The sequence below is a fragment of the Methylobacterium terrae genome (assembly GCF_003173755.1).
Taxonomy (GTDB): Bacteria; Pseudomonadota; Alphaproteobacteria; order Rhizobiales; family Beijerinckiaceae; genus Methylobacterium; species Methylobacterium terrae.
Genome location: NZ_CP029553.1, coordinates 2,669,548 through 2,694,127, shown reverse-complemented (window position 1 = coordinate 2,694,127; position 24,580 = coordinate 2,669,548). Strand labels below are relative to the sequence as shown.

Here is a 24,580-nt window from a genome sequence, read left to right as displayed (position 1 = left end):
GGTGAGGGTGACACGGCTCCGAATCGAACTGAAACCGTTCCGCTGCCAGCACGACGGTGATCGTTGTACACGGAAGCGTGTCACCCTCACCCCCGGCCCCTCTCCCACACGGGAGAGGGGAGGAGCGTTCTACTTTCAAATCGCAGAACACGCCGAAAAATCCGGTATCGGATGCTGCGACGAGTGCCTTGGGCAACAGCCAGGGACGGCCGATTTCCGTATGGCTCAGCTCAACGGCGGCAGCGCGACCGCGACGGCCGGCCGCGCCCGCAGGCGCTCGTACCAGGCGCGCAGGGCCGGCCGCTCGGTGCGGGGCACGTCGAGGTGGAGCCAGCGATGCGCCGCGGCGCCGGCCGCGATGTCGGCGGCGGTGAAGCGGTCGCCGACCATGAAGGGGCGCCCCATCAGGTGCGCTTCGAGGATCGCCGCGCATTCCTCCGAGGCGGCGACCGAGCGGTCGATGGTCGCCTGGTCGCGCCGCTCGGGCGGTGTGCGCACGGTCTGCCAGAACGCGTCCCGGGTCGCGGGCGTGAAGCGGGTCGCCTGCCAGTCGAGCCACTGGTCCACGAGGGCCGCCTCGCGCGGATCCTCGGGCCACAGGCTGCCCGCGCCGTGCCCGCGGGCGAGGTAGCGCAGGATCGCGTTCGATTCCCAGAGGACGAAGCCGTCCTCCTCCATCACCGGCACGAGGCTGTTGGGATTGAGCGCGACGTAGTCCGGGTCGCGCACCCGCCCGAAGGCGCCGCCGGCCTCGAGCCGCTCGTAGGCCAGGCCCAGTTCCTCCAGGCCCCACACCGCCTTCTGCACGTTGACGGAGCTCAGCCGTCCCCAGAGCCTGCGCATGGCGTCTCCCCCTCAGGTTCAGGCGGGTAGGCGTGCGCCCGACCGGTCGGGTCGGTGACGGTCCAGCCCGCGGGGCCGCCCGTCAGGTAGCCCGGCCCCACCGGCACCTTGCCGTATCCGCCCGGGATGTCGAGGATGTAGGTCGGCTGCGCCAGCCCCGAGACCCGGCCGCGCATCGAGCGCATCAGCGCCCGGCCGCGATCGAGCGTGGTGCGCAGGTGGCCTGTGCCCGGGGCGAGGTCGCCGTGATGCAGGTAGTAGGGCTTGATCCGGTTCTCGACGAAGGCGCGCATCAGGGCCGCCAGCGTGTCGGGATCGTCGTTGATTCCGGCGAGCAGCACCGACTGGCTCACCATCGGGATCCCGGCATCGACGAGGCGGGCGATGGCGGCCCGGGCGTCCTGCGTGAACTCGCGCGGGTGGTTGGCGTGGAGCGCCACGAACACCGCGCCCTCGAATCCCTTCAGCGCCGCGATCAGGCCCGCATCGACCCGGGACGGATCGACCACCGGCACGCGGGTATGGAGCCGCAGAACCCGCACATGCGGGATGTCGCGCAGGGCGGCGGCGATGCGCCCGAGGCGCCGGGGCGAGAGCACCAGCGGATCGCCCCCGGTGACCACCACCTCCCAGATCTCCGGACGGGCGGCGATGTAGGCCAAGGCCGCATCCAGCTCCGCGTCGGTCAGGCTGCCCTCCCCGTCCGGCCCCACCACCTCGCGGCGGAAGCAGAACCGGCAATAGACCGGGCAGACGTGGAGCGGCTTGAGGAGCACCCGGTCCGGATAGCGGTGGACGATGCCGGGCAGAGGCGCATGGGCCTCGTCGCCGATCGGGTCGGCCCGCTCCTCGGGTGCGGTGACCAGCTCCTCGGCCCGCGGGACGAACTGGCGGCCGATGCCGTCGTCCGGATCGGCGATCAGCCCCGCCATCTCGGGGGTGATCGACACGGCGTAGCGCGCCGCCACCCGTTCGAGCGCCGGCAGACGCTCCGCCGGCACCAGGCCGCGCGCCGCGAGACCGCCCGCGCCGCGGATCGACCCGCTCACCGGGAGAACTCGACGCGGGGATACTCGGCGACCGGCGTCCAGATCACCTCGTCGATCCGGCGGGCACCGCTCGCCAGCATGACGAGCCGGTCGAAGCCGAGCGCGATGCCGCTCGCCTCCGGCATCTGCGCGAGCGCGCTCAAAAAGTCCTCGTCGAGGGGATAGCGCTCGCCGTAGATCCGTTCCTTCTCGTCCATCTCGGCGGCGAACCGCCGGCGCTGCTCGGCCGCGTCGGTCAGTTCCCCGAAGGCGTTGGCGAGCTCGACGCCGCAGCAATAGAGCTCGAAGCGCTCCGCCACCCGCGGGTCGGCGGGGCTCGGCCGGGCGAGCGCCGCCTCGGGAATCGGGTACTCGCACAGGATCGTCGCCCGGCCGCGGCCGAGCGCGGGCTCGACCCGCTCGACCATGACGCGGCTGAACAGGTCGGCCCAGCTGTCGTCCGGGGCGGTGCGGATGCCGGCCGTCCGGAGCGCGGCGGCGAGCGCCGCCCGGTCGGTGCTCGCATCCGGCGCCACGCTCGCCAGGAGGTCGATGCCGGCATGGAGCCGGAACGCCTCGGCGACGGTGAGGCGCTCGAGGGGGGCGAACGGATCGGCCTCGACCCCGCGCCACGCGAAGGTCGTCGCGCCCGTACTCTCGGCGGCCAGGCGCATCAGGTCGGCGCAGTCCTGCATCAGGGCGTCGTAGGTCTCCCCCGCCCGGTACCATTCGAGCATGGTGAATTCCGGGTGGTGCAGGGCCCCGCGCTCCCTGTTGCGGTAGACCGGCCCGAGGCTGAACAGCCGCGTCTCCCCCGCCGCGAGCAGCTTCTTGCAGGCGAATTCCGGCGAGGTGTGCAGGTAGAGCGGGTGCGCCGCCCCGTCCGGCCCGATCGCCGTGGTGGCGAAGGCCGAGAGATGCGTCTCGTTGCCGGGCGAGACCTGGAGGGCGCTCGCCTCGACCTCGACGAAGTCCCGCTCGGCGAACCAGCCGCGCAGGGCCGCGGCGATCCGGTTGCGCGCGAGGAGGCGCGGCCGGCGGTCGGCGTGGACGTGAGGGGCCCACCAGGGCGAGGCAGAGGTCATGGTGCGGACATCGATCGGATGGCGGGCGACTGGCGGTCGCGCCTGAGATGCGATAGGGCGGGCCGGAAGGCATCCTCCGCCGGCGCGGCGCTCGAACTTGCGCGGCTTGGCGGACGCCGCCGCTCTCTGTCAACGCTTCCAGTTCAGGATTCGCCCCGTGCCGAAGGTCATCGCCAGCTCACTTCGCAAAGGCAACGTCGTCGACAAGGACGGCCGGCTCTACGTGATCCTCTCCGCCGAGAACATCCACCCCGGCAAGGGTACCCCGGTCACCCAGCTCGACATGCGCCGGATCACCGACGGCGTGAAGGTGTCGGAGCGCTACCGCACGACCGAGCAGGTCGAGCGCGCCTACGTCGAGGACCGGGAGCACACCTTCCTGTACAGCGACGGCGAGGGGTTCCACTTCATGAACCCGGAATCCTACGAGCAGCTCGCGGTGCCCGAGGACGTGATCGGCGACCAGGCCCCCTACCTGCAGGAGGGCATGGCGGTGATGCTCTCGACCCATAACGGCGTGCCGCTGGCGCTCGAGCTGCCGCAGCGCGTCACCCTCGAGGTGACGGACACCGAGCCGGTGACCAAGGGCCAGACCGCGTCCTCGTCCTACAAGCCCGCGACGCTGTCGAACGGCGTGCGCACCCTGGTGCCGCCGCACATCGCCGCCGGCACCCGCATCGTCGTCATGACCGCCGACGCGTCCTACGTCGAGCGCGCCAAGGACTGATCCCGGACGGGGTCAGCCCCCGCCCGCCTCCCTGAAGCAGGCCCGCGACGCCGCGATCGCCCGGGCCTGCTCCTCCGCCGTGTAGCCGCCGGCGGCCCGCCACAGGCCCTCGTCGCGCAGCCGCACGAGCGCGCAGCGCGCCGCCACCCGGCAGGCCGCCTCGGCCCCGCCGGCCTCGGCGCAATTCGCCCGGTAGTCGCGCAGGAACTGTCCCTCCCCCGCCCGCGGATGCGGTCCGGTGAGCGTCGCGATCCCGTAGAGCAGCCCGAGCAGCACCGGCTGGTGCACGAGGTAGACCGCGAGGCTGTGCCGCCCGGCCGCCGTCGCGAGCCGCCCGATCCGGTTCCGCGGCGCCCAGGGTCCGATCGGCGAGGCCGCGAGCCGGGTCAGCCCGAGCCGGCCGAGCCCCACCCCGATCAGCACGAACCCGAACCAGGGTAACAGCGGCACGTAGTCGTTCGTCGTCGGCACGCTCGCGCCGAGGCCGAGGAAGAGCAGCCCCGGCGCGTCGAGGATGGCCGGCGCGCCCGCGAGCGACGCGAGCGTGGGACCCGCGAGCACGGCGAGGGCTGCGAGCCCGACGAGGGGCAGCGGCGCCGACAGGGCCGGCAGCGCCAGCACGCTCGACGCCGCGATGCAGTGCAGGATGCCGAAGAAGATCCACGACCCGGGAAACAGCCAGAGGGTCGCGAGCGAGATCGCCCCCGCCGCCAGGGCGATGCGCCCGAGCCGCGCCAGGTAGGAGCGCCACCCTCCCCGGCCCCGGGCGAGGACGAGGCTCACCCCGACGAGCACCAGGAAGCTGCCCGCGATGCCGTGCGCCGCCGCGCGGCCCGGGGGCGACAGGGCGGCGTTCTCGGGCGTCAGCCGCAGGAAACCGAGATCCCAGGTCAGGTGGTAGAGGGCCATCGCCGCGAGCGCGATGCCGCGGGCGAGGTCGACGACCGCGAGGCGCCGGACGGGTGGGGTGGGAGGCTGAATCGCGGCTCTCCTGAAGTGCGTCACGGGGGCCGTCATAGCCGAGCCGGCGGCCTCCGCTCGCCCCTGCGGCGAAAACGCGCAGCGGCGCGGCCCGCGGCGGCTCGCTCGCCGCGACCGCCGGGCGATGTCGCCTGCGTCTGCCTCCGCGGCCCGCAGAATGCCCGGCGGGGAGGCGAATCGGGCGAGGACATCACCGGTGAGGTGTCTCAACTCGGCCGATTTGGGCTTCCCCGAAGTCATGACTTTGTTAATCTGGCGGGGAAGCGCGCGACGCGATTCGAGTGGGTTGCTTACGATGTCGGACGAGTTCGGTTCAGCCCCGGCCGGGGAGCGGCTGGTGGGCGCGTTCGGAGAAGGCGCGCGCGACACCCGGTCCGGGCTCGATGCGGCAGTGGAACGCCCGACCGAACTCGTCGAGGTCAGCGGTCGCATCAAGTGGTTCGACGTCGCCAAGGGCTTCGGCTTCATCGTGCCGGACAGTGGCGCGCCCGACGTGCTGCTCCACGTCACCTGCCTGCGCCGCGACGGCCACCAGAGCGCCAGCGAGGGCGCCCGGATCGTGGTCGAGGCGGCGCAGCGCGCGCGCGGCTGGCAGGCCTTCCGGGTGATCTCCCTCGACCAGTCCTCGGCGACCCACCCGGCCGAGCTGCCGATGCCGCGCACCCACGTCACCGTGGTGCCGACGAGCGGGCTCGAGATGGCGGTCGTGAAGTGGTTCAACCGCCTGCGCGGCTTCGGCTTCCTGAGCCGCGGCGACGGCACGGCGGACATCTTCGTCCACATGGAGACCCTGCGGCGCTACGGCATCGCCGAGCTGAAGCCCGGCGAGCACGTCATGGTGCGCTACGGCGACGGCTCGAAGGGCTTGATGGCGGCCGAGGTGCGCCTGCTGACCGAGGCGAGCGTGGGAGCGGGGCCTCCCTCGTCCCACTGAGGCTGCCCGCGAGCAGCGCGCCATCGCGCACCGGGCGCGCCGCGGTATTTTCGATTCGCTCGTGTTTCCCGCGGCGGAGCCCCCATCCCTTTCGCAGGACAATGCCCTAGCTCAGCCTCATGTCGCTCCGCTTCGCACGGCCTCGCGCCGCCTCGCCGCGCCGGCTCCTCGCCGCGCTCGTCCTCCTGCTCCTGCCGGCGCTCTCCCCGTCGGCCGCCTTCGCCGACGGCCCGTTCGAGCCGCTGACGATCGTCTCGCGCTCCGGCCGTCACACCTTCCAGGTCGAGGTGATGCGCGACGATGCCGGACGGGCCCAGGGGCTGATGTTCCGCCGCGCGATGGCGCCGGACCGCGGCATGCTGTTCGATTTCGAGCGCAACGCCCCGGTGGCGATGTGGATGAAGAACACCTACCTGCCGCTCGACATGCTGTTCATCCGCCCCAACGGCACGGTGGCGCGGATCGCCACGGATACCGAGCCGCTCTCGACCCGCACCATCGAATCGGGCGAGCCGGTGCTGGGCGTGCTCGAGCTCAATGCCGGCACCGCCGCGCGCCTCGGGCTGCACGCGGGCGACAAGGTCGAGCACCCGCTGTTCCGCGGACGCTGACCGCCTCCGGCGGCTCGCGCCGCCGGAACGAGCTTTAGAAGCCGCGGTTCGAGATGCTCGGGATCGACGGCTGGGTGAAGGCGCGGTTCACGTCGGGCCGGCGCTGCGTCCCGTTGGTGTCGTTCGAGCGCACGTAGTTCTTGGTGTCGAAGGTCTCGGCGAGGCCGCTGCCGCGCGGGTCGCCGGCGCTGGTGCAGGCGGCGGCGAGGCCCGCGAGGGTGAGCGCCGCGGCGACACGAAGGAAACGCATGGATCGGTCCTGATTCGAGGGTTCTGGCGCTGACAGTGCCGCCGGGGTGCCCCGCTCCCGCCCGCCCGTCAAGGCGCACCCGCCCCGCCTTGGCCGCAAACCCCTCCCCTGTGCCTCCCGCGCCGCGCATCGCGGAATGTGTGGAGGGGTGCGATTCTTCGGCTGGCGGAGTCGGGAGCTTTGCGCGAGAGTCCGGGCCGATGAGCAACGTCGTCCCCCTGCTGCGCCCGCGCCCGGCGCCCGATGCCGCCGCCCGCGCCACCGCGTCGGTCGTCTCCGACCTGGTGACGATCGCCGAGCAGCTGCACGACATCGGCGCCCGCGCGGCCTTCCTCGGCCGGCCGCGGGGGGAGACCGAGCGCACGGTGCAGATGGTGCTGGACGCGGTGACGTCGATCGAGCGGGCGCTCGACACGATCACGGATGGTGGCGACTACACGCCGTTCTGAGGTGGGCGGGCCGGTCGAGGCGCCGGTCACGATCCGCCGCCTGGCTGCCGCCGACGTCGCGCTCCTGCGCGAGCTCAATGCCCTGTTCGGCGAGATCTTCGAGGATCGCGAGACCCATGGCGGCGCGCCGCCGGACGACGCTTACCTGACCGCCCTGCTCGGCCGCGAGCACGTCACCGTGCTGGTGGCGTTGGCGGAGGGAACCGTCGTCGGTGGCCTGACCGCCTACGCCCTCGACAAGGCGGAGCGGGCGCGGCGGCAGGCGGCGCCGACGTGATCCTCGTCCAGGCGGATCCGGGGGATGCGCCCGCGATCGCGCTCTACACCAAGCTCGGCCTGCGCGAGGAGGTCCACCACTTCGACATCCCGGTTCAGCCGGTGCCGTGATCCCTCACGCCCCCACGTCGAGCACGCTGCGGAACACCGCGCCGTAATGACAGGCGGCGGCCGCCAGCACGAAGCCGTGCCAGATCGCGTTCTGGAACGGCAGGCGCCGCCAGACGTGGAAGACGACCCCCAGCGAGTAGAGCAGGCCGCCGGCCGCGAGCAGCCAGAGGGCCGGCGGGGACAGGGCGGCGATGACCGATTCGTAGGCCATGATGCCGCTCCAGCCCAAGGCCAGGTAGAGGGCGATCGCCAGGCGGTCGAAGCGCCCGGGCAGCGTCAGCTTCACGGCGGCGCCCGCCACCGCCACGAGCCAGATCCCGGCGAGCAGCCCGAAGGCGAAGCCGTCGGTCCCGACCAGGGCGACGAGCGGCGTGTAGGTGCCGGCGATCATCAGGAAGATGGTGGCGTGGTCGGCCCGGCGCAGGCGCCATTTCAGGCGGCCGACCGGCCACATGTTGTAGGCCGCCGAGGTGCTCAGCATCGCCACGAGGCCGGCGGCGTAGACGCCTACCGCCACCTTCTCGGAGGGGGCGAGGTTCGAGAGCGCGGCGCTGATCGTCAGCGCCAGGGCGCCGATCACACCGAGGCTGACGCCGACCACGTGCACGACGCCGTCGGCGACGAGCTCGCGCGGGGTGTAGGTCCAGGCGAGGCTCAAGGGGCGTCCGTCCGGCGCGAAACGCGCGTTCAGGGGGGAGGAAGCGTCCAGGGATTGCTCCTGCACAGGCATCGGGCCTCCGCTGTCGGGACCGGGAGGAGCCTCCCGGTTCACGAAAGTTAATGCGGAAGCATGAACGTCGGACGAACGGTCCCGGCCGCGCTTCAGGCCGCCGGGGCTCGCATCGGCGCCGGGCTGCGGCAGAGCCGCGCATGGACGGTCGCCATGCCGAGGACCAGCATCGCGGCGACCTGGTGGGCGAGGCCCGCCCAGAGCGGCACGACGAGGAGCAGCGTGACGATGCCGAGCATCGCCTGCCCGGCGACGAGGCCGGCGAGCGCGGTGGCCCGCCGCGCCGCGCCGGTGCCCGGTACGCGGCGCCGGACGTCGACGGCGTGGACGATCGCCAGCGCCAGCAGCGCGTAGGCGGTCAGCCGGTGGTTGAACTGCACCAGGGTCACGTTGTCGACGAAGTTCTCGATCCAGGGCGTGCCGGAGAACAGGCCCGCGGGGACGAGCCCGCCGTCCATCAGCGGCCAGGTATTGTAGGTCAGCCCGGCCTTCGAGCCGGCGACGAGGCCGCCGAGCGCGATCTGCACCAGCACCAGGACCATCAGCGCGAGCGCCGTGCCGGAGATCCTGGCGGGGATTCCGGCAGGGATTCCGGCCGGCACCGCCTCGTCGCGTCGCCGGTCGAGGCCGGACGCGACCCAGACGAGGCCGGCATAGATCCCGCTCGCCAGCGTCAGGTGCAGGGCGAGCTTGATCGGCGCCACCGCGGTCATGCCGGGCTGCAGGCCGGAGGCGACCATGATCCAGCCGACCGCACCCTGCAGGCCGCCGAGCGCGCCGAGGCCGAGCAGGCTGAGGGACAGGCGCCGGTCGAGCTGACCGCGCCACCAGAAGAACAGCAGCGGCAGGAAGAAGGCGAGGCCGAGCACGCGGCCGAGCAGACGGTGGCCCCATTCCCAGGCGTAGATGAACTGGAACTCGGACAGGGTCATGCCCTGGTTGAGCAACCTGTACTGCGGGGTCGCCTGGTACTTGGCGAATTCCTCGGCCCAGGCGGTGCCTGAGAGCGGCGGGATAGCCCCCGTCACCGGCTTCCACTCGGTGATCGACAGGCCCGAGCCGGTGAGCCGGGTCGCGCCGCCGACCGCCACCATCGCCACCACCAGGGCGGCCATGACGAAGAGCCAGGTCCGCACGGCGCGGCGGGACCGGGGCGCCGCGGCGGCGGGCGCCGCGTGAGGGGCGAGGCTGAGGGTGGAGGAACTGCTCATGCGCGCCCGCTTAGCGGCGGGACTACCGGATGCGCAACGTCCTGCGGTGCCGCACCGGCCCACCGGCCCGGCTTCCTCAGCGGCCCTGCCGCCGGCAGGATGTCCGGCACCCTCGCGCCGGCGCTCGTCAGGGCTCGCCTCCGCGCCACGCGGCGCAAAGGGGGGGTCACTCCTCCGGCCGCGCCAGCACACCACCGCTGATCGCCTCGCTCACCCCCGTCGTCGACGGGAAGGTGATCGGCAGGCCCTCGACCGAGCGCACCGCCAGGTAGGCGAAGGCCTGGGCCTCCAGGAACGCGGAGGACCAGCCGATCGCGTCGGCGGTCGTGATCTCGGCGCGCAGGTGGTAGTTGAGCTGGCGCAGCAACTCGCCGTTGCGCGCTCCCCCGCCGGCGACGATCCAGCGGACCGGCGGGTCGGAGGCGTGGTCGAGGGCCCGGGCGACGGCGCGCGCCGTGAAGGCGGTGAGCGTCGCGGCGCCGTCCTCGGTCGAGAGCTGGCCGGCGAGCTTGTGCGAGAACCAGTTCCGATCGAGGGATTTCGGCGGCCGGCGCGAGAAGAACGGGTGGATCAGGAGCCAGGCCAGCAGCGGCTCGTCGGGCCGGCCGCGGGCGGCGGTGCGGCCGTTATCGTCGAGCGCGTGGCCGGTGCGCTCGCGCATCCAGTCGTCGATGAGCGCGTTGCCCGGCCCGGTGTCGAAGGCGAGGATCCGCCCGTCGCGGGCGATCAGGGTGGCGTTGGCCACGCCCCCGATGTTGAGGATGCCGAGGCTCTCGGTGAAGCCCGAGGCCTGGGCGAGCGCCCGGTGGAAGACCGGCACCAGCGGCGCCCCCTGCCCTCCCGCCTCGATGTCGGCGTGGCGCAGGTCCGACACCACCTTGATGCCGAGGCGACGGCTCAAGGCGCCCCCGTCGCCGATCTGCACGCTCATCTTCTGGTCGGGCCGGTGCACCACGGTCTGGCCGTGGAAGCCGATCACGTCGATCTCGGCGGGCGAGAGCCCGTTCTCGGAGAGGAAATTCTCGACCGCCTCGGCGTGGAGCCGCGTCACCAGCTCCTCGGCCTCGGGCAGGCAGCCCGGCCGCTCGCTGCGCTCGGTCACGGCTTCCGCATCGACGAGGGCCTGGCGCAGCAGCGCCCGGTCGTCGTCGGAATAGGCGCGGTAGCCGGTCGGCCCGAGCGGCTCGAGGTAGCCGTTGTGGCTGCGCTCGACCCGGATCGTCTCGCCGTCGGTCTCGATCAGGGCGACATCGACGCCGTCGAGGGAGGTGCCGCTCATCAGCCCGATCGCCCGCCGCATCGTCATGCCGAATCGCCCCCGTGCCTTTCGGGGCCGGCACTGCTATGGACCGACCCGTTCCGAATCCGACGGAGCTAGCATGGCGGCGCCGCGCTGTCGCGCCGCAGCCCACGGCAGATTGCCTTCACGAGACTGATCGAGAGTTCCATGGCCGCGCCCACCGACTTCGCGCCGCGTTCCGACTTCCTCCGCGTCCTCCTGGAGCGCGGCTACGTCCACCAATGCTCCGATTTCGCGGGCGTGGACGAGGCCGCCCGCGAGGGCCGGCTGACGGCCTATGTCGGCTACGATTGCACGGCGCCGTCGCTGCATATCGGCCACCTGCTCTCGATCATGATGCTGCACTGGCTCCAGGCGACCGGCGGCAAGCCGGTGGCGCTGATGGGCGGCGGCACCACCCGGGTCGGCGATCCGTCGGGCCGCGACGAGAGCCGCAAGATCCTGACGCTCGACCAGATCGAGGCCAACAAGGCCGAGATCGGCAAGACCTTCTCGCGCTTCCTCGATTTCGGCGCCGGTTCGAACGCGGCGCTCATGGCCGACAACGCCGAGTGGCTGACCACCCTCAACTACATCGAGATGCTGCGCGACGTCGGCCGGCATTTCTCGGTCAACCGGATGCTGTCGATGGACAGCGTGCGGCTCAGGCTGGAGCGCGACCAGGAGCTGTCGTTCCTGGAATTCAACTACATGATCCTGCAGGCCTACGACTTCGCCGAGCTGAACCGCCGCTACGGCGTGACGCTGCAGATGGGCGGCTCGGACCAGTGGGGCAACATCGTCACCGGCATCGATCTCGGCCGGCGCCTCGGCACGCCCCAGCTCCACGCCCTGACCTGCCCGCTGATGACGACGGCCTCGGGCGCCAAGATGGGCAAGACGGCCTCGGGCGCGGTCTGGCTCAACCCGGACATGCTGAGCCCGTACGATTACTGGCAGTTCTGGCGCAACACCGAGGACGCGGATGTCGGCCGCTTCCTGCGCCTGTTCACCCTGATGCCGCTCGACGAGGTGGCGCGGCTCGAAGGCCTCGGCGGCCAGGAGATCAACGAGGCCAAGAAGGTGCTGGCGACCGAGGCCACCGCCCTTCTGCACGGCCGCGAGGCGGCGGACGCCGCCGCCGAGACCGCGCGGCGCACCTTCGAGGAGGGCGCGCTCGCCCAGAGCCTGCCGACCGTCGAGGTCTCCCGCGCCGCGATCGAGGCGGGCCTCGGCGTGCTCTCGGCCTTCGGGCCGGAGCACGCGGCCCTCGTCCCATCGACCAGCGAGGCGCGCCGGCAGGTCAAGAGCGGCGGGCTCAAGGTCAACGACGCCCCCGTCACCGACGAGCGCGCGGTGATCGGCGCGGGCGACGTGACTCCGGAGGGCGTGGTGAAGCTGTCCTTCGGCCGCAAGAAGCACGTGCTGCTGCGGGTGGTGTGAGGACCCTCCCCCATCGCGGGGGAGGGTTCGGGCGCGCGACGAGAGAAGCCCCGCCGGCGGGGGCCGGGCGGGGCTCGAAGTCGAGGTCCAGAGCCTGGATCCTAGCGCCGTCCGCCCGGTCCCCGCATCCTCCGTTTGCGGGAGGGATCAGGCTTGCGGCCGGGTCCGGCGCCGCGGCGCGGCGCGCGCCGTCCTGGCGGGCGCGCAACGCTGCCAGCCCCAATGGTCGTAGGCGGTCGTGGCGCGTGATTCGCACCAGCCCTGGCGGCGCAGGGCCGCGGCGTTGCGATCGCGGTCCTCGCAGGCTTGGTTGGCGAGCGGCGAAGCCGGGAGGGCGCAGGCGGCATCGGAGCGCTGCCAGCGCGCGACGAGGTCGTCCGCCGCGGCCGGGGCGGCGCCGGCGATGAGCAGTGCCAGGATGAGGGACGAACGCAGGGGCGACATCGCGCGGAGCCTCGGTGGAGTTCGGTGCGATCGACGATCGCCCATCGTGGCGGGGATCGGGCGGATTCGCGAAGCTTCGTCAAGCAGAAACCGGCTCGCGCAGGCAGGACTAATCCTTCCGGCCGATGTCTCTTCGGCCGATGTCCTGTCGGTCGAGACCTTGTCGCTTCCGAACCGCTCGTCCGGACCTTCGGCCAAGAACCGCGCACGGGCCCTGCGCTTCCGGTGCGATCTCGTCTCCCGGATTGTCATCCCTTCGGCGGTGTGGCCGCCGCTGCCCTCGCCAGCGCCGCAATCCTGTGCTCAAAGGGCGCGACTCATCCCAGACGGGCTCTCCCAGACCAATGTTGCGCCGCCTCTACGAGTGGATCCTCGCGCTCGCCGCGCGCCCGTCGGCTCCCTACGCGCTCGGCGCGGTCTCCTTCGCCGAGAGCTCGTTCTTCCCGATCCCGCCGGACGTGATGCTGGTGCCGATGGCGGTGACCCAGCCCGAGAAGGCCTGGACCTACGCGCTGATCGCGACGCTGACCTCGGTGGCGGGCGGGATCGCCGGCTACGCCATCGGGGCGCTGCTCTACGATTCGCTCGGCGCCTGGCTCTTCCACCTCTACGGACTCGACAAGGGCGCGGACGCCTTCCGGGAGGCCTACGCGCATTACGGGCACTGGGTGATCCTGCTCAAGGGCCTGACCCCGATCCCCTACAAGCTCGTCACCATCACGTCGGGCTTCGCCGGCTACGACCTGTTCTGGTTCATCGTGCTGTCGCTGATCACCCGGGGTGCGCGGTTCTTCATCCTGGCGGGCCTCGTCGGCCGCTACGGCGTCGGCATCCGCACCGTCCTCGACCGGCACCTGAACGCGGTGGCGGCGGTGTTCGGGGCGGTCTGCATCCTCGGCTTCGTCGGCTTCCGCTACCTGTTCTGAGGGTTCGGCCATGGATCAAGCGCTTCCGGCGCGCGGCCTCGTCACGCGGCTCACCGCGCCCCGGCCGGCGGCGCTTCTGGTACTCGTCGGCGCCGCCGCCACCGTCGGCGGCGCGCTGATCTTCCAGCACGGGCTCGGCTACGTGCCGTGCAAGCTCTGCCTGACCGAGCGCCAGCCCTACTACCTCGCCCTGCCGCTGCTCGCCGCCGCGCTGCTGCTGCCGCGACGCCTCGCGGGCGGGCTGCTCGGCCTGGTGGCACTCATCTTCCTGGTCGGGACCGGGCTCGGCGCCTACCATGCCGGGGCCGAGTGGGGCTTCTGGCCCGGGCCGAGCGATTGCGGCGGCGGCACCGGTCCGGCGCCGGCCGGCGTCGACGACTTCCTGAAATCCCTCGAGGCGACCCGGCCGGTCGATTGCACGGCCGCTTCCTGGCGCTTCCTCGGGATCTCGCTCGCCGGCTACAACGCCCTGATCGCGCTGGGGCTGGCGGCCCTCGCGGGAACCGGCGCGTGGCGGGCCCTGCGCCGCGCCTGACGGTTCAGCGCTTCGGCTTCATCACCGTCGGCTCGGCCAGCAGCGCCGCCAGGCGCTCGGAATCGAGGGCCGGCTCGGCCTTCGGCTTGGGCCTGGCCTCCTTCTTCGGTTCCGGCCTGGGCTCGACCTTCGCCAGCCGGGCGACCTTGGCGGCCGGCGGCGCCGGCACGATCGAGCCCGTGGTGACCGGCTCGTCGAGGGGCATCGCGGGCTTCGCGACGGCGACGAGTTGCGGCTGGGGCGGCTCGCGGTCGAGCTGCGCCGAGCAGACGGCGCAGACCGTGGCGAAGCCGAGGCCGGCGATCGCCGCCAGGGTGAGGTTGGTACGCAGGGACACGGTCGGGTACTCAGGAACGGTTGACCATCGGCGAGACTAGGCGCCGACACCTTAAAAAGAGTCTCCCGCGGTTTTCCGCGGTGCCGTTCAGGATCTGCACACCATGGCGGCCGGGCGACGCGAACTGGCCAGGCCCTGGTGCATTCCTCCCCGCACGCGGGAGCCAACAGATGTTCTTCACCATGACGGCGGCGATCGGTGCCGGCCTGACGACGGCGATCTTCCTGATCCAGGACGGACCCGTGGCCGCCGGCCTCGCCGCCCTGACGGCCGGCCTGGCGAGCGCCGCCTTCGCCGCCTCCCTCGTCGTGCGGATCGATCGCCGCGCGGGCGCGGAAGATCCGGAGCCGGCGACGGACGACGTCCCGCGCCTGACGCGCCGGCGCCTCGCCGGGTCCTACCCGCCGCACCATCCCCGGCCGGGGGCCGCGCGGTTCGCCTCCGCCCTGTGATTTCGCCAGGAACCGGGCCGGCTTCTCCCGGTTGACGCTCGCACGAACGCGGGGCCCGAAACGATCAGCGCGCTCAAGACCGATATCGCGGCGCCGTCAGCCCGCCTCGCTCGCGGTGCGAAGGCTGCCATCCTGGCGCTCGTCGCCACCGCGGGCGCCGCGCAAGCGGCCGGGATCGGATCGGCGGGCGGCCCCTCGGAAGTCGTGCTCGTCGTCCAGATCGTGCTGCTCCTGACCGTCGGGCGCCTGCTCGGCGAGGCGATGCTGCGGATCGGCCAGCCGGCGGTGATGGGCCAGCTCCTGGCCGGCATCCTGCTCGGCCCATCGTTCCTCGGGGCGGTGTGGCCGGACGCGCAGGCCTGGCTGTTTCCGCCCGGGCGCGACCAGAAGGCGCTCCTCGACGGCATCGCCCAGCTCGGCATCCTGCTCCTGCTGCTGATGACCGGGATGGAGACCGACCTCGCGCTGGTGCGCAAGGTCCGGCGCGCGGCGCTGAGCGTCTCGGTCACCGGCGTCGCGGTGCCGTTCGCCTGCGGCTTCACCCTCGGCTGGTTCCTGCCCGAGGCGATGCTGCCGCATCCGGAGCTCCGCCTCGTCACCGCGCTCTTCCTCGGCACCGCGCTCGCGATCTCATCGGTCAAGATCGTCGCGATGGTGGTGCGGGAGATGAATTTTCTGCGCCGCAACGTCGGGCAGGTCATCGTCGCCTCGGCGATCATCGACGACACGATCGGCTGGGTCATCATCGCGGTCATCTTCAGCCTGGCGCAAGGAGGCACCATCGACCTGTGGGCGGTCGGCCGCAGCCTCGCCGGCACCCTGGTGTTCCTCGGACTCAGCCTGACGGTCGGGCGCCGCCTGGTCTTCTGGCTGATCCGCTGGGCCAACGACCGCTTGCGCAGCGAGGCCGCGGTGATCACCGCGATCCTGGTGCTGATGGGCGTGCTGGCGCTGGTCACGCAGGGGATCGGCGTCCACACGGTGCTCGGCGCCTTCGTCGCCGGCCTGCTGGTCGGCCAGTCGCCGATCCTGACCCGACGGATCGACGAGCAGCTGCGCGGCATCGTCACCGCCCTGTTCGCACCGATCTTCTTCGGGCTCGCTGGCCTGAGCGCCGATCTCACCATCCTGCGCGATCCGCGCCTCCTTCTCCTCACCCTCGGGCTCATCGCCATCGCGAGCCTCGGCAAGTTCGCCGGCGCCTTCGCGGGCGGGCGGCTCGGCGGCCTGCGGACCCCTGAATCCCTGGCGCTCGCCTGCGGGATGAACGCCCGCGGCTCGACCGAGGTGATCGTCGCCTCGATCGGGCTCGGCATGGGGGCGCTGAGCCAGGACCTGTTCACGATGATCGTCGCGATGGCGCTGATCACCACCCTGGCGATGCCGCCGACTCTGCGCTGGGCCCTCCACCGGCTGCTGCTCAAGGGTGAGGAGAAGGAGCGCTTGGAGCGCGAGGCGGCGGAGGAGCGCGGCTTCGTCTCCCAGCTCGAGCGCCTGCTGGTCGCCGCGGATGACGGGCCGAAGGGGCGTTTCGCCGCCCGGCTCGCCGGGCTCGTCGCCGGCGCCCGCGGAATGCCGGTGACGGTGGTGCGGCTCGGACCGGAGACGGACGACGCGATCCTGTCCGGCACGGTGGCGCAGGCGGCCGAGGGCGCGCGGCAGGGAGCCCGGGACCAGGAGACCGGCGCGGTCGAGGTCACCGAGCTCGCACGGCCCGAGCCCGCGGCCGAGGTCGTGGGCGAGGAAGCCGCCAAGGGCTACGACCTCCTGATCGTCGGCATCGATCCGACGGTGGCGCCGGAGGGCGGCCTCGCCGACGCCGTGGCCGGCGCGGCCGAGCGGTTCGACGGGCCCCTCGCCGTCGCGGCGGCGCGGGGCGCGCACCGCGCCGATCCGGAGCGCGCCGCCCTCGCGGTGCTCGCGGTGGTCGACGGCACGCAGGCCGCGCGCCGGGGCGCCGAGATCGCCGTCACCCTGGCCCGCGGCGCGGGCGCGCCGTTGACGGTGCTGTTCCTGTCCGAGGGATCCGGACGCCTCGCCGGCCTGCGCCAGGGCGATTCGGTCGCCCTGCGCGAGGTGCTCGACCTCGCCGAGCAGGCCGGATTGCAGGTGCGGACCGAGATCCGCGCGACGCGGACGCCCGAGCGCGAGATCCTGCGCCAGGCACGACGCGGCGATCACGACCTGATCGTGATGGGGGTCACCCGCCGCGCCGGCGAGGGGGCGGCGTTCGGGCCGGCGGCCGAGGCCGTTCTGGAGGCGGCGGACCGGTCGGTTCTGCTTCTGGCAAGCTGAGGGTCAGTTCCGATCGTCCGGCAGCGCGGGCAGCGGCTGCACCGCGATGCCCTCCTCCAGGAGCGAGCGCGCGTCGTTGAGGCTCGCCTCGCCGTAGATCGCCCGCTGCTCGGTCTCGCCGTAATGCATGCGCCGCGCTTCCGCCGCGAAGTCCCGGCCGACATGGTCGGCGGTGCGGGCGACGTGCTCGTGAAGGGCGCGGATCATCGCGCGCAGCTGCCGCTCGGGCTCGGAGGCGAGGTTGACCGGGATGTCCGCGGGAGCCGGGCCCCCAGAGGCGGGAGCGCCGGCCGGAGCGCTCGGCACCGGCGCGTTCGAGGTCTCGACCGGGGCCGGCAGGGCGGCCGCGCGGCCCAGGGACGGCGCCATGATCTGCTTTGCGACCCTCGGGCTGTCGCAGAACGGGCAGGTCACGAGGCCGGCCCGCACCTGCTCGTCGTAGGAATCGCTCGACGGGAACCAGCTCTCGAAGCTGTGGCCGGAATCGCAGGACAGGGCGTAGCGGATCATGGCTCGGAATATCGGTGGGCGGGCCCGCGGTTGCGAGATCCGTGCGACGCTTGGGACCGTCCGTGTGGCGGAAATCGGGTCCGCCGGGAAGCGGCTTTACGGTTTGGCCGCCTCGACCACCACCGGCCGGGCGTGGCGCAGGGCCGGGATGCGGGCGCGGGCGTCGGCGACGAGGGCCATGTCGATCTCGGCCAGGATCACCCCCGGCGCGTTGCCGTCGGCCTCGGCCAGGATCCGGCCCCAGGGATCGACGATGAGCGAGTGGCCGTAGGTCTCGCGCCCGTCCTCGTGCCGGCCGCCTTGCGCCGCCGAGACCATGAACGAACCGGTCTCGATCGCCCGGGCGCGCTGCAGCACGTGCCAATGCGCCTCGCCGGTCTGGCGGGTGAACGCGGCGGGCGCCGACAGGATCTCGGCCCCGGCCTCGGCGAGCGCCCGGTAGAGGGCCGGGAAGCGCACGTCGTAGCAGATCGCCACGCCGAGCCGGCCCCAGGGCAGGTCGGCGACGACCGCCCGGGCGCCGCCGGTATAGGTGGCGGATTCGCGGTAGCTCTCGCCGTTCGGCAGGTCGACGTCGTAGAGGTGGAGCTTGTCGTACGAGGCCGCGACCGCGCCCTCGCGGTCGATCACGAAGGCGCGGTTGGCGACCTTGTCGCCGTTCTTCACGGCGAGCGAGCCGACATGCACCACAATTCCGCGCTCGCGGGCGACGTCGCGCAGCGCGCCGAGGGTCGAATCGTGTTCGGGCTCGCGGATCTTCTGGAACAGGCTCGGCCGGTCGCGCTCGAGAAGCGAGGTCATCTCGGGCGTCTGGACGTAGTGGGCGCCGCGTTCCGCCGCCTCGCGGATGCCCGCCACCGCGGCGTCGCGGTTCCGCGCGGGATCGCGGCCGGAGCGCATCTGCAAGCAGGCGGCGACGAAGCGGGGAGCGGTCATGGGGTGCAACTCCGGGAAGGCCCGGGGATCATAGGCCCGAACGCCACCGCCCCGCCAGAGGGCCTGCCAAGGGGGGCCTGCCAGAGGTCCTGGCCGAGTGCCGGGTGGGCTCAGCCGGCGAGAAGCGGATCGAGCCGGCCGGAGCGGTCGAGGGCGTAGAGGTCGTCGCAGCCGCCGACATGCGTCTCGCCGACGAAGATCTGCGGCACGCTGGTGCGGCCGCCGGCCTTCTCGGTCATCTCGCGGCGGGCGCCCGCCTTGGCCTCGACGTCGATCTCGGTGAAGGCGGCGCCCTTCTCCTGCAGCAGCGACTTCGCCGCCGAGCAGTAGGGGCACCAGCTGGTGGTGTAGATCGTGACCGGCTGCATCCGTCGGCTCGCGCAAGGCTTTTCGGAGCGCCCGATATAGGCGCCTCCGCCCCGCGCCGCCAGCGGGGCGTTCACGCCGCCATCAGCTTCTCGACTTCCGTCACCAGCTCGCGCAGGTGGAACGGCTTCGACAGGACCTTGGCGTCCTTCGGGGCCTTCGAATCCGGGTTGAGCGCCACCGCAGCGAAGCCGGTGATGAACATCACCTTGATGTCCGGGTCGAGCTCGGTGGCGCGGCGCGCCAGCTCGATGCCGTCCATCTCGGGCATCACGATGTCGGTGAGCAGGAGCTCGAACGGCTCCTCGCGCAGACGGTTGTAGGCCGAGAGCCCGTTGTCGAACGAGGCCACGTCGTAGCCCGCGTTCTGGAGCGCCTTGGCGAGGAAGCGACGCATGTCGTTGTCGTCTTCCGCGAGGAGGATCTTCATGAACGAAAGTCCCGGATACCGATTCGGAGCGTTCATTCCATAAAGCGGCCGCTTGGTAAACAGAGTGTTGACGCCGCGCCCGGCAGCGGGCCTCCGGACGGGTTGCCCCCTGCGGGATTCCCGGGGGCGACACACCCTCGCGGCAGTGGACAGGCCCCGGCCGGGGCGCCAGATTAGCCGGATGATGGTGCGATCGCGTCCCGCCCCCGGTCCTGGCCCCCTCCCCCGGGCGGCCGGATGAGCCGAGTTCCCCCCGCGACCCTGTTCACGCCGCCCTTCCGGGTGGACGAGCCGGAGCGGCAGACCCTGCCGTTCGTGTACAACACCGGCCATTCGGGGGCGGTCTACCCGGCCTCGTTCGTGGCGGCCTCGCGGCTCGACGCGGTGGCCCTGCGGCGCTCGGAGGACGCCTTCGTCGACCGGCTCTACGCCCCCGTCGTCGGGCTCGGCGCGCCGCTGATGCAGGCCGCCTTCCCGCGGGCCTATCTCGACGTCAACCGCGAGCCCTACGAGCTCGACCCGCGGATGTTCGACGGGCGGCTGCCGCCCTTCGTCAACGCGCGCTCGATGCGGGTGGCCGGCGGCCTCGGCACGGTGCCGCGGGTGGTGGCGGACGGGCAGGAGATCTATCGCGGCCGCCTGCCGGTGGACGAGGCGCTGGCGCGCATCGAGGAGCTGTACAAGCCCTATCACCGCACCCTGAAGGAGCTGGTGGCGCGCACCGCCCGGACCTTCGGCCACGCGGTCCTGATCGACTGCCACTCGATGCCCTCGACGAGCCTTTCCCGCGACGAGGGACCGGCGGTCGACGTGGTGCTCGGCGACCGCTTCGGCACGTCCTGCGCGCCGGACCTGATCGACTGCGCCGAAGCGGCCTTCCGCGGCCACGGCCTCCGGGTGGTGCGCAACAAGCCTTATGCCGGCGGCTTCATCACCGAGCATTACGGCGAGCCGGCGCAAGGGCGCCACGCCCTGCAGATCGAGGTCAACCGCGCCCTCTACATGGACGAGCGCAAGCTCCTGCCCCGCCCGGGCTTCGAGGACCTGTCGCGCATCCTGACGGCGGTGGCCGAGACCCTCGGCCACGCCGCCCTCGACCTCGGCCCCCGGCGCATCGCCGCCGAGTAGGCGGGGGCGGCGGGGATCGCGCCGCACCGCAGCGGCACCGCGATTGCAGTGCGATCGCCGCGATTGCACCGCGATCGGGCGCTGCACTAAGCAGGGGGGACGACCGCAAGGGAACCCCGCGATGATCGACCTCCGCCTCCGCCGCAGCGTGCTCTACATGCCGGGCTCGAACCTGCGCGCCCTCGAGAAGGCGCGCACGCTCGCGGCCGACGCCCTGATCCTCGACCTCGAGGACGCGGTGGCGCCCGACGCCAAGGACGTGGCGCGCGAGCAGGTCTGCGCCGCGGTGCGCCAGGGCGGCTACGGCGACCGCGAGCTGATCATCCGGGTCAACGCCCCCCAGACCCCGTGGGGCGAGGCGGACCTGCGCGCCGCGATCGAGGCGCGGCCCGACGCGATCCTGATGCCGAAGGTGTCCTCGCCCGCGGTGCTCGAGAACATCGCCGACCGGCTCGAGGCCCTCGACGCGCCTTCCGGCATCAAGATCTGGGCGATGATCGAGACCCCGGCCTCGATCCTCAACATCCAGGCGATCGCGGCGGCGCGGCGCAACCCGGGCACCCGGCTCACCTGCTTCGTGCTCGGCACCAACGACCTCGCCAAGGACACCTGGACGCAGATCGTGCCCGGCCGCGCCCCGATGATGCCGTGGCTGATGACCGCGCTCGCCGGCGCCCGCGCCGAGGGGCTGGCCATCCTGGACGGCGTCTACAACAACTTTTCCGACCTCGACGGCTGCCGCGAGGAATGCGAGCAGGCCCGAATCCTCGGCTTCGACGGCAAGACGCTGATCCACCCGAGCCAGGTCGCGCTCGCCAACACCGCCTTCGCGCCGACCGAGGCCGAGGTCGCGGTCGCCCGCAGCGTGATCGAGGCCTTCGAGCGGCCCGAGAACGCCAGGCGCGGCGCGATCCAGATCAACGGCCGCATGTTCGAGCGCCAGCATATCCCGATGGCCCGCCGCTCCGTCGCCTGGGCCGAGGCGATCGCCGCCAAGGGGCAGTGAGGAGCGGTAGAGACACGGTCGCGCCCTGTCGTCGACACCCTCGACGCCAGGGTGTCCGCCATCCCTCGGGCGCGATCCGGGGGAACGACCTGTGCGCCGGGCCGGTCGAGGGCGTGATACGAGATCCGGAAGATTACTTCCGGATCTCGTATCACCAGCCCGCGCGGCGCTTGAGCGAAGCCGATTTCCGCATCGCGAAGCGATCAGCCGGAAATCGTATGAGAAGCCGTCGGCCCTGGACGGCGTGGGCGAAACGCGGTTCGTGTGCGACTTTTCAAAACAGGCTTGCTACGCTTTCCGATGCATACAGTCCAAACAGGTAAATCAGCAGCACGACGCCCAGTGTGTGCCATGGGGTCCGCATGAAAAACGGAGCAACGATTGTAGCGAGCAGAGAGGCGATGAAAATTACATGGGATTTCAGATAAATATCCTTGTTCAAATGGTTCCAGCTGCCGCCTTCGAGCGGCCCCTCGGTCATTCCCCACGGGTAGCAACTGTCTGCTCGAGGGCGATGCAGATCACGACAATCGAACGAATAATAAGCAGACCATAACTCTAATATCATACCTGATACAAACATTAAAATAACGATCTGATAAACAATCTCTAAGCTTTTCGGCCGGCGGAGCTTGAAGGGATTGCTGGCGAAAGTCGAGCGGAGAAGGTGCATATTATCCAAGTCACCGGCCGTACGCCGCTATCGTACGCTCTAATTTTTTGCGAGGTCTGCCCCTCACCCCACCGGATGAAACGGCGCCCGCCCGACCAGCCCGCCCTCGCGGTCGAACACCACGACCTCGAGCGAACTCCCCGAGCCCGACAGGGCCTTCGCCGCCGTCGCCCAGGCGTAGCGGGCGACGAGGTCGGCGAGTGGCAGCTCCCGTGCTTGCGCCAGGCGCAGCACCTCGAGGGCGGTGTTGGCGCCGGCCGCCTGCCGGGCGAGGTCGGGCGCGCCGCCGGCCTCGACCACCCGCTCCGACAGCCAGGCGAGGTCGACCGGACCGGAGCGGGAATGCAGGTCGAGGAGGCCGTGGCCGAGCTTCGCCATCTTGGCGATGCCGCCCGCCACCGTCACCCGCGGCACCGGGTGGCGGCGCAGGTACTTCAGCATGCCGCCGGCGAAGTCGCCCATGTCGATCAGGGCCTGGGGCGGCAGGCCGTAGAGGCGCGCCACCGCCTCCTCCGAGGTCGAGCCGGTGGCGCCCGCGACGTGGTCGAGGGCGCCGGCGCGCGCGACGTCGATCCCGCGATGGATGCTGTCGATCCAGGCGGCGCAGGAATACGGCACCACCACCCCGGTCGTGCCGAGCACCGACAGGCCCCCGACGATGCCGAGCCGCGGGTTGAGGGTCTTCTGGGCCAGGACCTCGCCGCCGGGAATCGCGACTTCGACGACCACGTCGGGCGGTCCCCCGAGGGCGGAGGCCGCCTCCGCCAGAGCCGCGGCGATCATCCGCCGGGGCATCGGGTTGATCGCCGGCTCGCCCACGGGGAGCGGCAGCCCGGCCCGGGTTACGGTGCCGACCCCGGGCCCGGCCCGGAACGCGACGCCGGAGCCCGGCGCCCCGCGCCGCACGGTGGCGAGGATCAGCACCCCGTGGGTCACGTCCGGGTCGTCGCCGGCATCCTTGACCACGCCCGCGAGCGCGCCATCCGCCACCGTCCCGGTCCGCGCCAGGGCGAAGGCCGGGCGGGCGCCGCTCGGCAGCGGGATCTCGACCGGGTCCGGAAAGAGGCCGGTGACGAGGCCCGCATAGGCCGCCTTGGCGGCGGCGGCCGCGCAGGCGCCGGTGGTCCAGCCGCGGCGCAAGGCCTCCCGTGGTCGTGTCTCATCCATGCGGCGTGGTATCACCCCGGGCCGGCGCGGTGAATGCGCCTTCCCGTGAACAGATGGAACCCCCGTGACCGCCCATCCCGCCCGCGGCCTCCTCGTCGCCGCCGCCCGCTCGGGCTCCGGCAAGACCACCGTGACCCTCGCGCTGCTGCGGGCGCTGCGCCGCCGGGGCTTGGCGGTCGCCGGGGCGAAATGCGGGCCGGACTACATCGACCCCGCCTTCCACGCCGCCGCCACCGGGCGGCCGAGCTACAACCTCGACAGTTTCGCCATGGACGGCGCCCTCCTCGACGTGGTGGCGGGCCGGGCCGGCGAGGCAGCCGAGCTGATCCTGGCCGAGGGCTCGATGGGCCTGTTCGACGGCGTCGTCGCGGAGGAAGGCCGCAGCGGCGCCAATGCCGACATCGCCGCCCGCTACGGCTGGCCGGTGGTGCTGGTGCTCGACGTCTCGGGCGCGGCGCAATCGGCCGCCGCGACGGCGCTCGGCGTCCGGGCCTACGACCCGCGCCTGCATCTCGCCGGCGTGATCCTCAACAAGGTCGCGAGCCCGCGCCACCGGCGGCTCGTCGAGGCCGGCCTCGACCGGATCGGCGTGACGGTGCTCGGCGCCGTGCCGCGGGAGGCCGCGCTCGTCCTGCCCGAGCGCCATCTCGGCCTGATCCAGGCCGGCGAGACCGCCGACCTCGACGCGCGCCTCGACCGGCTGGCCGATCTGGCGGAAGCCTCGATCGACCTCGACGCCGTCGTGGCGGCCGCCGGCGGCCGGGTCCCGGACCCCGCGCCCGGCAAGCTGCCGCAGGCCCTCGAGAAGCTGCCGCCGCCGCCCGGCCAGCGCCTCGCGGTGGCGCGCGACGCCGCGTTCTCGTTCGTCTACCCGCATCTCGAGGCCGGCTGGCGGGCGGCCGGGGCCGAGATCGTGCCGTTCTCACCCCTCGCCGACGAGGCGCCGCCGTCGGATTGCGACGCCTGCTGGCTGCCGGGCGGCTACCCGGAGCTGCATGCCGGGCGGATCGCCGCCGCGTCGCGCTTCCTCGACGGCGTGAGGGCCTTCGCCGAGACGAAGGCCGTCCACGGCGAGTGCGGCGGCTACATGGTCTTGGGCGAGAGCCTGGAGGATGCCGAGGGCGCGACCCACCGCATGGCCGGCCTCCTGCCGGTCGCGACCTCCTACGCCCGGCGCCGGCTGCATCTCGGCTACCGGATCGCGACGCTCCTCGGGACCGGGGCCCTCGGACCCGCCGGGCAGGGCCTCGTCGGCCACGAGTTCCATTATGCCAGCGAGGTCACGCCCGCGCCGGGCCCGGGCGAGGCACTCGCGGAGGTGACCGACGCGGAGGGGCGCCCGCTCGGGCCGGCGGGGCACCGGCGCGGGCGGGTCAGCGGCAGCTTCTTCCACCTCGTCGGGCTGCGGTAAGCGCGG

Annotated in this window: 29 protein-coding genes; 13 read left to right on the top strand and 16 right to left on the bottom strand. The window is 72.3% G+C overall.

From position 1 onward, the window contains the following. Positions 1-225 precede the first annotated feature (225 nt). From DK419_RS12170 to epmA, 3 genes are read right to left on the bottom strand one after another with little or no spacing between them, the layout of a single operon-like run. Positions 226-843, bottom strand: a complete 618-nt coding sequence (locus DK419_RS12170) for a glutathione S-transferase family protein (protein ID WP_109959314.1) — start codon at positions 841-843, stop codon at positions 226-228. Then, positions 819-1,892 (bottom strand): lysine-2,3-aminomutase-like protein, encoded by a 1,074-nt coding sequence (locus DK419_RS12165; RefSeq protein ID WP_109959313.1) that lies wholly within the window; start codon positions 1,890-1,892, stop codon positions 819-821. Before DK419_RS12165 ends, DK419_RS12170 begins: the two co-directional genes overlap by 25 nt. Continuing rightward, a complete protein-coding gene (gene epmA / locus DK419_RS12160) occupies positions 1,889-2,956 on the bottom strand; it encodes an EF-P lysine aminoacylase EpmA (RefSeq protein WP_109959312.1) in 1,068 nt (355 codons plus the stop codon). The genes DK419_RS12165 and epmA overlap by 4 nt, the downstream gene beginning before the upstream one ends. A 157-nt stretch (positions 2,957-3,113) precedes the next feature. Here epmA and efp point away from each other — a divergent pair, with 157 nt between their 5' ends. Beyond that, positions 3,114-3,683, top strand: coding sequence for an elongation factor P (gene efp, locus DK419_RS12155; RefSeq protein ID WP_109959311.1), 570 nt, complete (start codon positions 3,114-3,116; stop codon positions 3,681-3,683). A gap of 12 nt (positions 3,684-3,695) precedes the next feature. Here the strand turns inward: efp and DK419_RS12150 are convergent, their stop codons facing one another. Continuing rightward, positions 3,696-4,700 (bottom strand): acetyltransferase domain-containing protein, encoded by a 1,005-nt coding sequence (locus DK419_RS12150; RefSeq protein ID WP_109959310.1) that lies wholly within the window; start codon positions 4,698-4,700, stop codon positions 3,696-3,698. Between the two features lie 259 nt (positions 4,701-4,959). On the opposite strand from DK419_RS12150, the gene DK419_RS12145 reads away from it, so the two are divergent. Then, complete coding sequence (locus DK419_RS12145) at positions 4,960-5,598, top strand: cold-shock protein (RefSeq protein ID WP_109959309.1); 639 nt, start codon at positions 4,960-4,962, stop codon at positions 5,596-5,598. Between the two features lie 119 nt (positions 5,599-5,717). After that, entirely contained in the window at positions 5,718-6,209 is a 492-nt protein-coding gene (locus tag DK419_RS12140) for a DUF192 domain-containing protein (RefSeq protein WP_109959308.1), read from the top strand. Positions 6,210-6,243: 34 nt separating this feature from the next. On the opposite strand, the gene DK419_RS12135 is transcribed toward DK419_RS12140, so the two are convergent. Further along, entirely contained in the window at positions 6,244-6,459 is a 216-nt protein-coding gene (locus DK419_RS12135) for a hypothetical protein (RefSeq protein ID WP_109959307.1), read from the bottom strand. Between the two features lie 200 nt (positions 6,460-6,659). Between DK419_RS12135 and DK419_RS12130 the strand changes: the two genes are divergently transcribed. Together DK419_RS12130 and DK419_RS12125 are read left to right on the top strand one after the other, a co-directional pair. Beyond that, positions 6,660-6,908 (top strand): hypothetical protein, encoded by a 249-nt coding sequence (locus tag DK419_RS12130; protein ID WP_109959306.1) that lies wholly within the window; start codon positions 6,660-6,662, stop codon positions 6,906-6,908. Then, positions 6,883-7,185: a hypothetical protein gene (locus DK419_RS12125; protein ID WP_280953935.1), complete on the top strand. Its 303-nt coding sequence runs from the start codon at positions 6,883-6,885 to the stop codon at positions 7,183-7,185. The genes DK419_RS12130 and DK419_RS12125 overlap by 26 nt, the downstream gene beginning before the upstream one ends. Positions 7,186-7,299: 114 nt before the next feature. On the opposite strand, the gene trhA is transcribed toward DK419_RS12125, so the two are convergent. The 3 genes from trhA to DK419_RS12110 all read right to left on the bottom strand — a co-directional run bounded on the left by trhA (position 7,300) and on the right by DK419_RS12110 (position 10,542). Beyond that, positions 7,300-8,025, bottom strand: a complete 726-nt coding sequence (gene trhA / locus DK419_RS12120; protein ID WP_109959305.1) for a PAQR family membrane homeostasis protein TrhA — start codon at positions 8,023-8,025, stop codon at positions 7,300-7,302. A gap of 92 nt (positions 8,026-8,117) precedes the next feature. Beyond that, on the bottom strand, positions 8,118-9,236 hold the full coding sequence (locus DK419_RS12115) for a COX15/CtaA family protein (RefSeq protein ID WP_109959304.1): 1,119 nt from the start codon (positions 9,234-9,236) through the stop codon (positions 8,118-8,120). Positions 9,237-9,402: 166 nt separating this feature from the next. Further along, positions 9,403-10,542, bottom strand: a complete 1,140-nt coding sequence (locus DK419_RS12110) for an anhydro-N-acetylmuramic acid kinase (RefSeq protein WP_208642307.1) — start codon at positions 10,540-10,542, stop codon at positions 9,403-9,405. Between the two features lie 141 nt (positions 10,543-10,683). Between DK419_RS12110 and tyrS the strand changes: the two genes are divergently transcribed. Then, positions 10,684-11,958 (top strand): tyrosine--tRNA ligase, encoded by a 1,275-nt coding sequence (gene tyrS, locus DK419_RS12105; RefSeq protein WP_109959303.1) that lies wholly within the window; start codon positions 10,684-10,686, stop codon positions 11,956-11,958. A gap of 147 nt (positions 11,959-12,105) precedes the next feature. Here the strand turns inward: tyrS and DK419_RS12100 are convergent, their stop codons facing one another. Then, positions 12,106-12,402 (bottom strand): hypothetical protein, encoded by a 297-nt coding sequence (locus DK419_RS12100; protein WP_109959302.1) that lies wholly within the window; start codon positions 12,400-12,402, stop codon positions 12,106-12,108. A gap of 344 nt (positions 12,403-12,746) precedes the next feature. On the opposite strand from DK419_RS12100, the gene DK419_RS12095 reads away from it, so the two are divergent. Together DK419_RS12095 and DK419_RS12090 are read left to right on the top strand one after the other, a co-directional pair. Beyond that, the gene (locus DK419_RS12095; protein ID WP_109959301.1) at positions 12,747-13,328 is read left to right on the top strand and encodes a YqaA family protein; all 582 of its coding nucleotides are present in this window, start codon (positions 12,747-12,749) and stop codon (positions 13,326-13,328) included. A 10-nt stretch (positions 13,329-13,338) separates the two neighbouring features. Then, entirely contained in the window at positions 13,339-13,863 is a 525-nt protein-coding gene (locus DK419_RS12090) for a disulfide bond formation protein B (RefSeq protein WP_109959300.1), read from the top strand. Between the two features lie 4 nt (positions 13,864-13,867). Here the strand turns inward: DK419_RS12090 and DK419_RS12085 are convergent, their stop codons facing one another. After that, a complete protein-coding gene (locus tag DK419_RS12085) occupies positions 13,868-14,200 on the bottom strand; it encodes a hypothetical protein (RefSeq protein ID WP_109959299.1) in 333 nt (110 codons plus the stop codon). A gap of 170 nt (positions 14,201-14,370) precedes the next feature. On the opposite strand from DK419_RS12085, the gene DK419_RS12080 reads away from it, so the two are divergent. Beyond that, positions 14,371-14,652 (top strand): hypothetical protein, encoded by a 282-nt coding sequence (locus DK419_RS12080; RefSeq protein ID WP_109959298.1) that lies wholly within the window; start codon positions 14,371-14,373, stop codon positions 14,650-14,652. Positions 14,653-14,856: 204 nt separating this feature from the next. Then, positions 14,857-16,947: a cation:proton antiporter domain-containing protein gene (locus DK419_RS12075; RefSeq protein WP_245442922.1), complete on the top strand. Its 2,091-nt coding sequence runs from the start codon at positions 14,857-14,859 to the stop codon at positions 16,945-16,947. Positions 16,948-16,950: 3 nt separating this feature from the next. Here DK419_RS12075 and DK419_RS12070 read toward each other — a convergent pair whose 3' ends face one another. From DK419_RS12070 to cpdR, 4 genes are all read right to left on the bottom strand, one after another. Further along, positions 16,951-17,457 carry a DUF1178 family protein gene (locus tag DK419_RS12070; RefSeq protein WP_109959296.1) on the bottom strand — a complete coding sequence of 169 codons (507 nt, stop codon included), beginning with the start codon at positions 17,455-17,457 and terminating at the stop codon, positions 16,951-16,953. Positions 17,458-17,553: 96 nt separating this feature from the next. Next, positions 17,554-18,393, bottom strand: a complete 840-nt coding sequence (locus tag DK419_RS12065) for a carbon-nitrogen hydrolase family protein (RefSeq protein ID WP_109959295.1) — start codon at positions 18,391-18,393, stop codon at positions 17,554-17,556. Positions 18,394-18,503: 110 nt separating this feature from the next. Then, a complete protein-coding gene (gene grxC / locus DK419_RS12060) occupies positions 18,504-18,761 on the bottom strand; it encodes a glutaredoxin 3 (protein WP_109959294.1) in 258 nt (85 codons plus the stop codon). A gap of 71 nt (positions 18,762-18,832) precedes the next feature. Next, entirely contained in the window at positions 18,833-19,189 is a 357-nt protein-coding gene (cpdR, locus tag DK419_RS12055) for a cell cycle two-component system response regulator CpdR (RefSeq protein WP_048427828.1), read from the bottom strand. A gap of 237 nt (positions 19,190-19,426) precedes the next feature. Here cpdR and DK419_RS12050 point away from each other — a divergent pair, with 237 nt between their 5' ends. Next, positions 19,427-20,317, top strand: a complete 891-nt coding sequence (locus tag DK419_RS12050) for an N-formylglutamate amidohydrolase (protein WP_109959293.1) — start codon at positions 19,427-19,429, stop codon at positions 20,315-20,317. Between the two features lie 121 nt (positions 20,318-20,438). After that, the gene (locus DK419_RS12045) at positions 20,439-21,323 is read left to right on the top strand and encodes an HpcH/HpaI aldolase/citrate lyase family protein (RefSeq protein WP_109959292.1); all 885 of its coding nucleotides are present in this window, start codon (positions 20,439-20,441) and stop codon (positions 21,321-21,323) included. Positions 21,324-21,597: 274 nt separating this feature from the next. Here DK419_RS12045 and DK419_RS28560 read toward each other — a convergent pair whose 3' ends face one another. Together DK419_RS28560 and DK419_RS12040 are read right to left on the bottom strand one after the other, a co-directional pair. Beyond that, on the bottom strand, positions 21,598-21,996 hold the full coding sequence (locus tag DK419_RS28560) for a hypothetical protein (RefSeq protein ID WP_162561199.1): 399 nt from the start codon (positions 21,994-21,996) through the stop codon (positions 21,598-21,600). Positions 21,997-22,059: 63 nt separating this feature from the next. Continuing rightward, entirely contained in the window at positions 22,060-23,163 is a 1,104-nt protein-coding gene (locus tag DK419_RS12040) for a cobalt-precorrin-5B (C(1))-methyltransferase (RefSeq protein WP_109959291.1), read from the bottom strand. Between the two features lie 64 nt (positions 23,164-23,227). On the opposite strand from DK419_RS12040, the gene DK419_RS12035 reads away from it, so the two are divergent. Then, the gene (locus tag DK419_RS12035) at positions 23,228-24,574 is read left to right on the top strand and encodes a cobyrinic acid a,c-diamide synthase CobB (protein WP_109959290.1); all 1,347 of its coding nucleotides are present in this window, start codon (positions 23,228-23,230) and stop codon (positions 24,572-24,574) included. Positions 24,575-24,580: the final 6 nt, after the last annotated feature.

What these genes read in the sequence shown, in the direction of transcription:
- DK419_RS12125 (WP_280953935.1), top strand. Translation starts at nt 6,883, where the DNA reads ATGGTGGCGACTACACGCCGTTCTGAGGTGGGCGGGCCGGTCGAGGCG.
- DK419_RS12045 (WP_109959292.1), top strand. Translation starts at nt 20,439, where the DNA reads ATGATCGACCTCCGCCTCCGCCGCAGCGTGCTCTACATGCCGGGCTCG.
- DK419_RS12100 (WP_109959302.1), bottom strand. Translation starts at nt 12,402, where the DNA reads ATGTCGCCCCTGCGTTCGTCCCTCATCCTGGCACTGCTCATCGCCGGC.
- DK419_RS28560 (WP_162561199.1), bottom strand. Translation starts at nt 21,996, where the DNA reads ATGCACCTTCTCCGCTCGACTTTCGCCAGCAATCCCTTCAAGCTCCGC.
- DK419_RS12130 (WP_109959306.1), top strand. Translation starts at nt 6,660, where the DNA reads ATGAGCAACGTCGTCCCCCTGCTGCGCCCGCGCCCGGCGCCCGATGCC.
- DK419_RS12110 (WP_208642307.1), bottom strand. Translation starts at nt 10,542, where the DNA reads ATGACGATGCGGCGGGCGATCGGGCTGATGAGCGGCACCTCCCTCGAC.
- DK419_RS12050 (WP_109959293.1), top strand. Translation starts at nt 19,427, where the DNA reads ATGAGCCGAGTTCCCCCCGCGACCCTGTTCACGCCGCCCTTCCGGGTG.
- DK419_RS12070 (WP_109959296.1), bottom strand. Translation starts at nt 17,457, where the DNA reads ATGATCCGCTACGCCCTGTCCTGCGATTCCGGCCACAGCTTCGAGAGC.
- DK419_RS12150 (WP_109959310.1), bottom strand. Translation starts at nt 4,700, where the DNA reads ATGACGGCCCCCGTGACGCACTTCAGGAGAGCCGCGATTCAGCCTCCC.
- DK419_RS12095 (WP_109959301.1), top strand. Translation starts at nt 12,747, where the DNA reads ATGTTGCGCCGCCTCTACGAGTGGATCCTCGCGCTCGCCGCGCGCCCG.
- DK419_RS12080 (WP_109959298.1), top strand. Translation starts at nt 14,371, where the DNA reads ATGTTCTTCACCATGACGGCGGCGATCGGTGCCGGCCTGACGACGGCG.
- DK419_RS12090 (WP_109959300.1), top strand. Translation starts at nt 13,339, where the DNA reads ATGGATCAAGCGCTTCCGGCGCGCGGCCTCGTCACGCGGCTCACCGCG.
- DK419_RS12140 (WP_109959308.1), top strand. Translation starts at nt 5,718, where the DNA reads ATGTCGCTCCGCTTCGCACGGCCTCGCGCCGCCTCGCCGCGCCGGCTC.
- cpdR (WP_048427828.1), bottom strand. Translation starts at nt 19,189, where the DNA reads ATGAAGATCCTCCTCGCGGAAGACGACAACGACATGCGTCGCTTCCTC.
- epmA (WP_109959312.1), bottom strand. Translation starts at nt 2,956, where the DNA reads ATGACCTCTGCCTCGCCCTGGTGGGCCCCTCACGTCCACGCCGACCGC.
- tyrS (WP_109959303.1), top strand. Translation starts at nt 10,684, where the DNA reads ATGGCCGCGCCCACCGACTTCGCGCCGCGTTCCGACTTCCTCCGCGTC.
- DK419_RS12135 (WP_109959307.1), bottom strand. Translation starts at nt 6,459, where the DNA reads ATGCGTTTCCTTCGTGTCGCCGCGGCGCTCACCCTCGCGGGCCTCGCC.
- DK419_RS12170 (WP_109959314.1), bottom strand. Translation starts at nt 843, where the DNA reads ATGCGCAGGCTCTGGGGACGGCTGAGCTCCGTCAACGTGCAGAAGGCG.
- trhA (WP_109959305.1), bottom strand. Translation starts at nt 8,025, where the DNA reads ATGCCTGTGCAGGAGCAATCCCTGGACGCTTCCTCCCCCCTGAACGCG.
- DK419_RS12040 (WP_109959291.1), bottom strand. Translation starts at nt 23,163, where the DNA reads ATGGATGAGACACGACCACGGGAGGCCTTGCGCCGCGGCTGGACCACC.
- DK419_RS12065 (WP_109959295.1), bottom strand. Translation starts at nt 18,393, where the DNA reads ATGACCGCTCCCCGCTTCGTCGCCGCCTGCTTGCAGATGCGCTCCGGC.
- DK419_RS12115 (WP_109959304.1), bottom strand. Translation starts at nt 9,236, where the DNA reads ATGAGCAGTTCCTCCACCCTCAGCCTCGCCCCTCACGCGGCGCCCGCC.
- DK419_RS12145 (WP_109959309.1), top strand. Translation starts at nt 4,960, where the DNA reads ATGTCGGACGAGTTCGGTTCAGCCCCGGCCGGGGAGCGGCTGGTGGGC.
- grxC (WP_109959294.1), bottom strand. Translation starts at nt 18,761, where the DNA reads ATGCAGCCGGTCACGATCTACACCACCAGCTGGTGCCCCTACTGCTCG.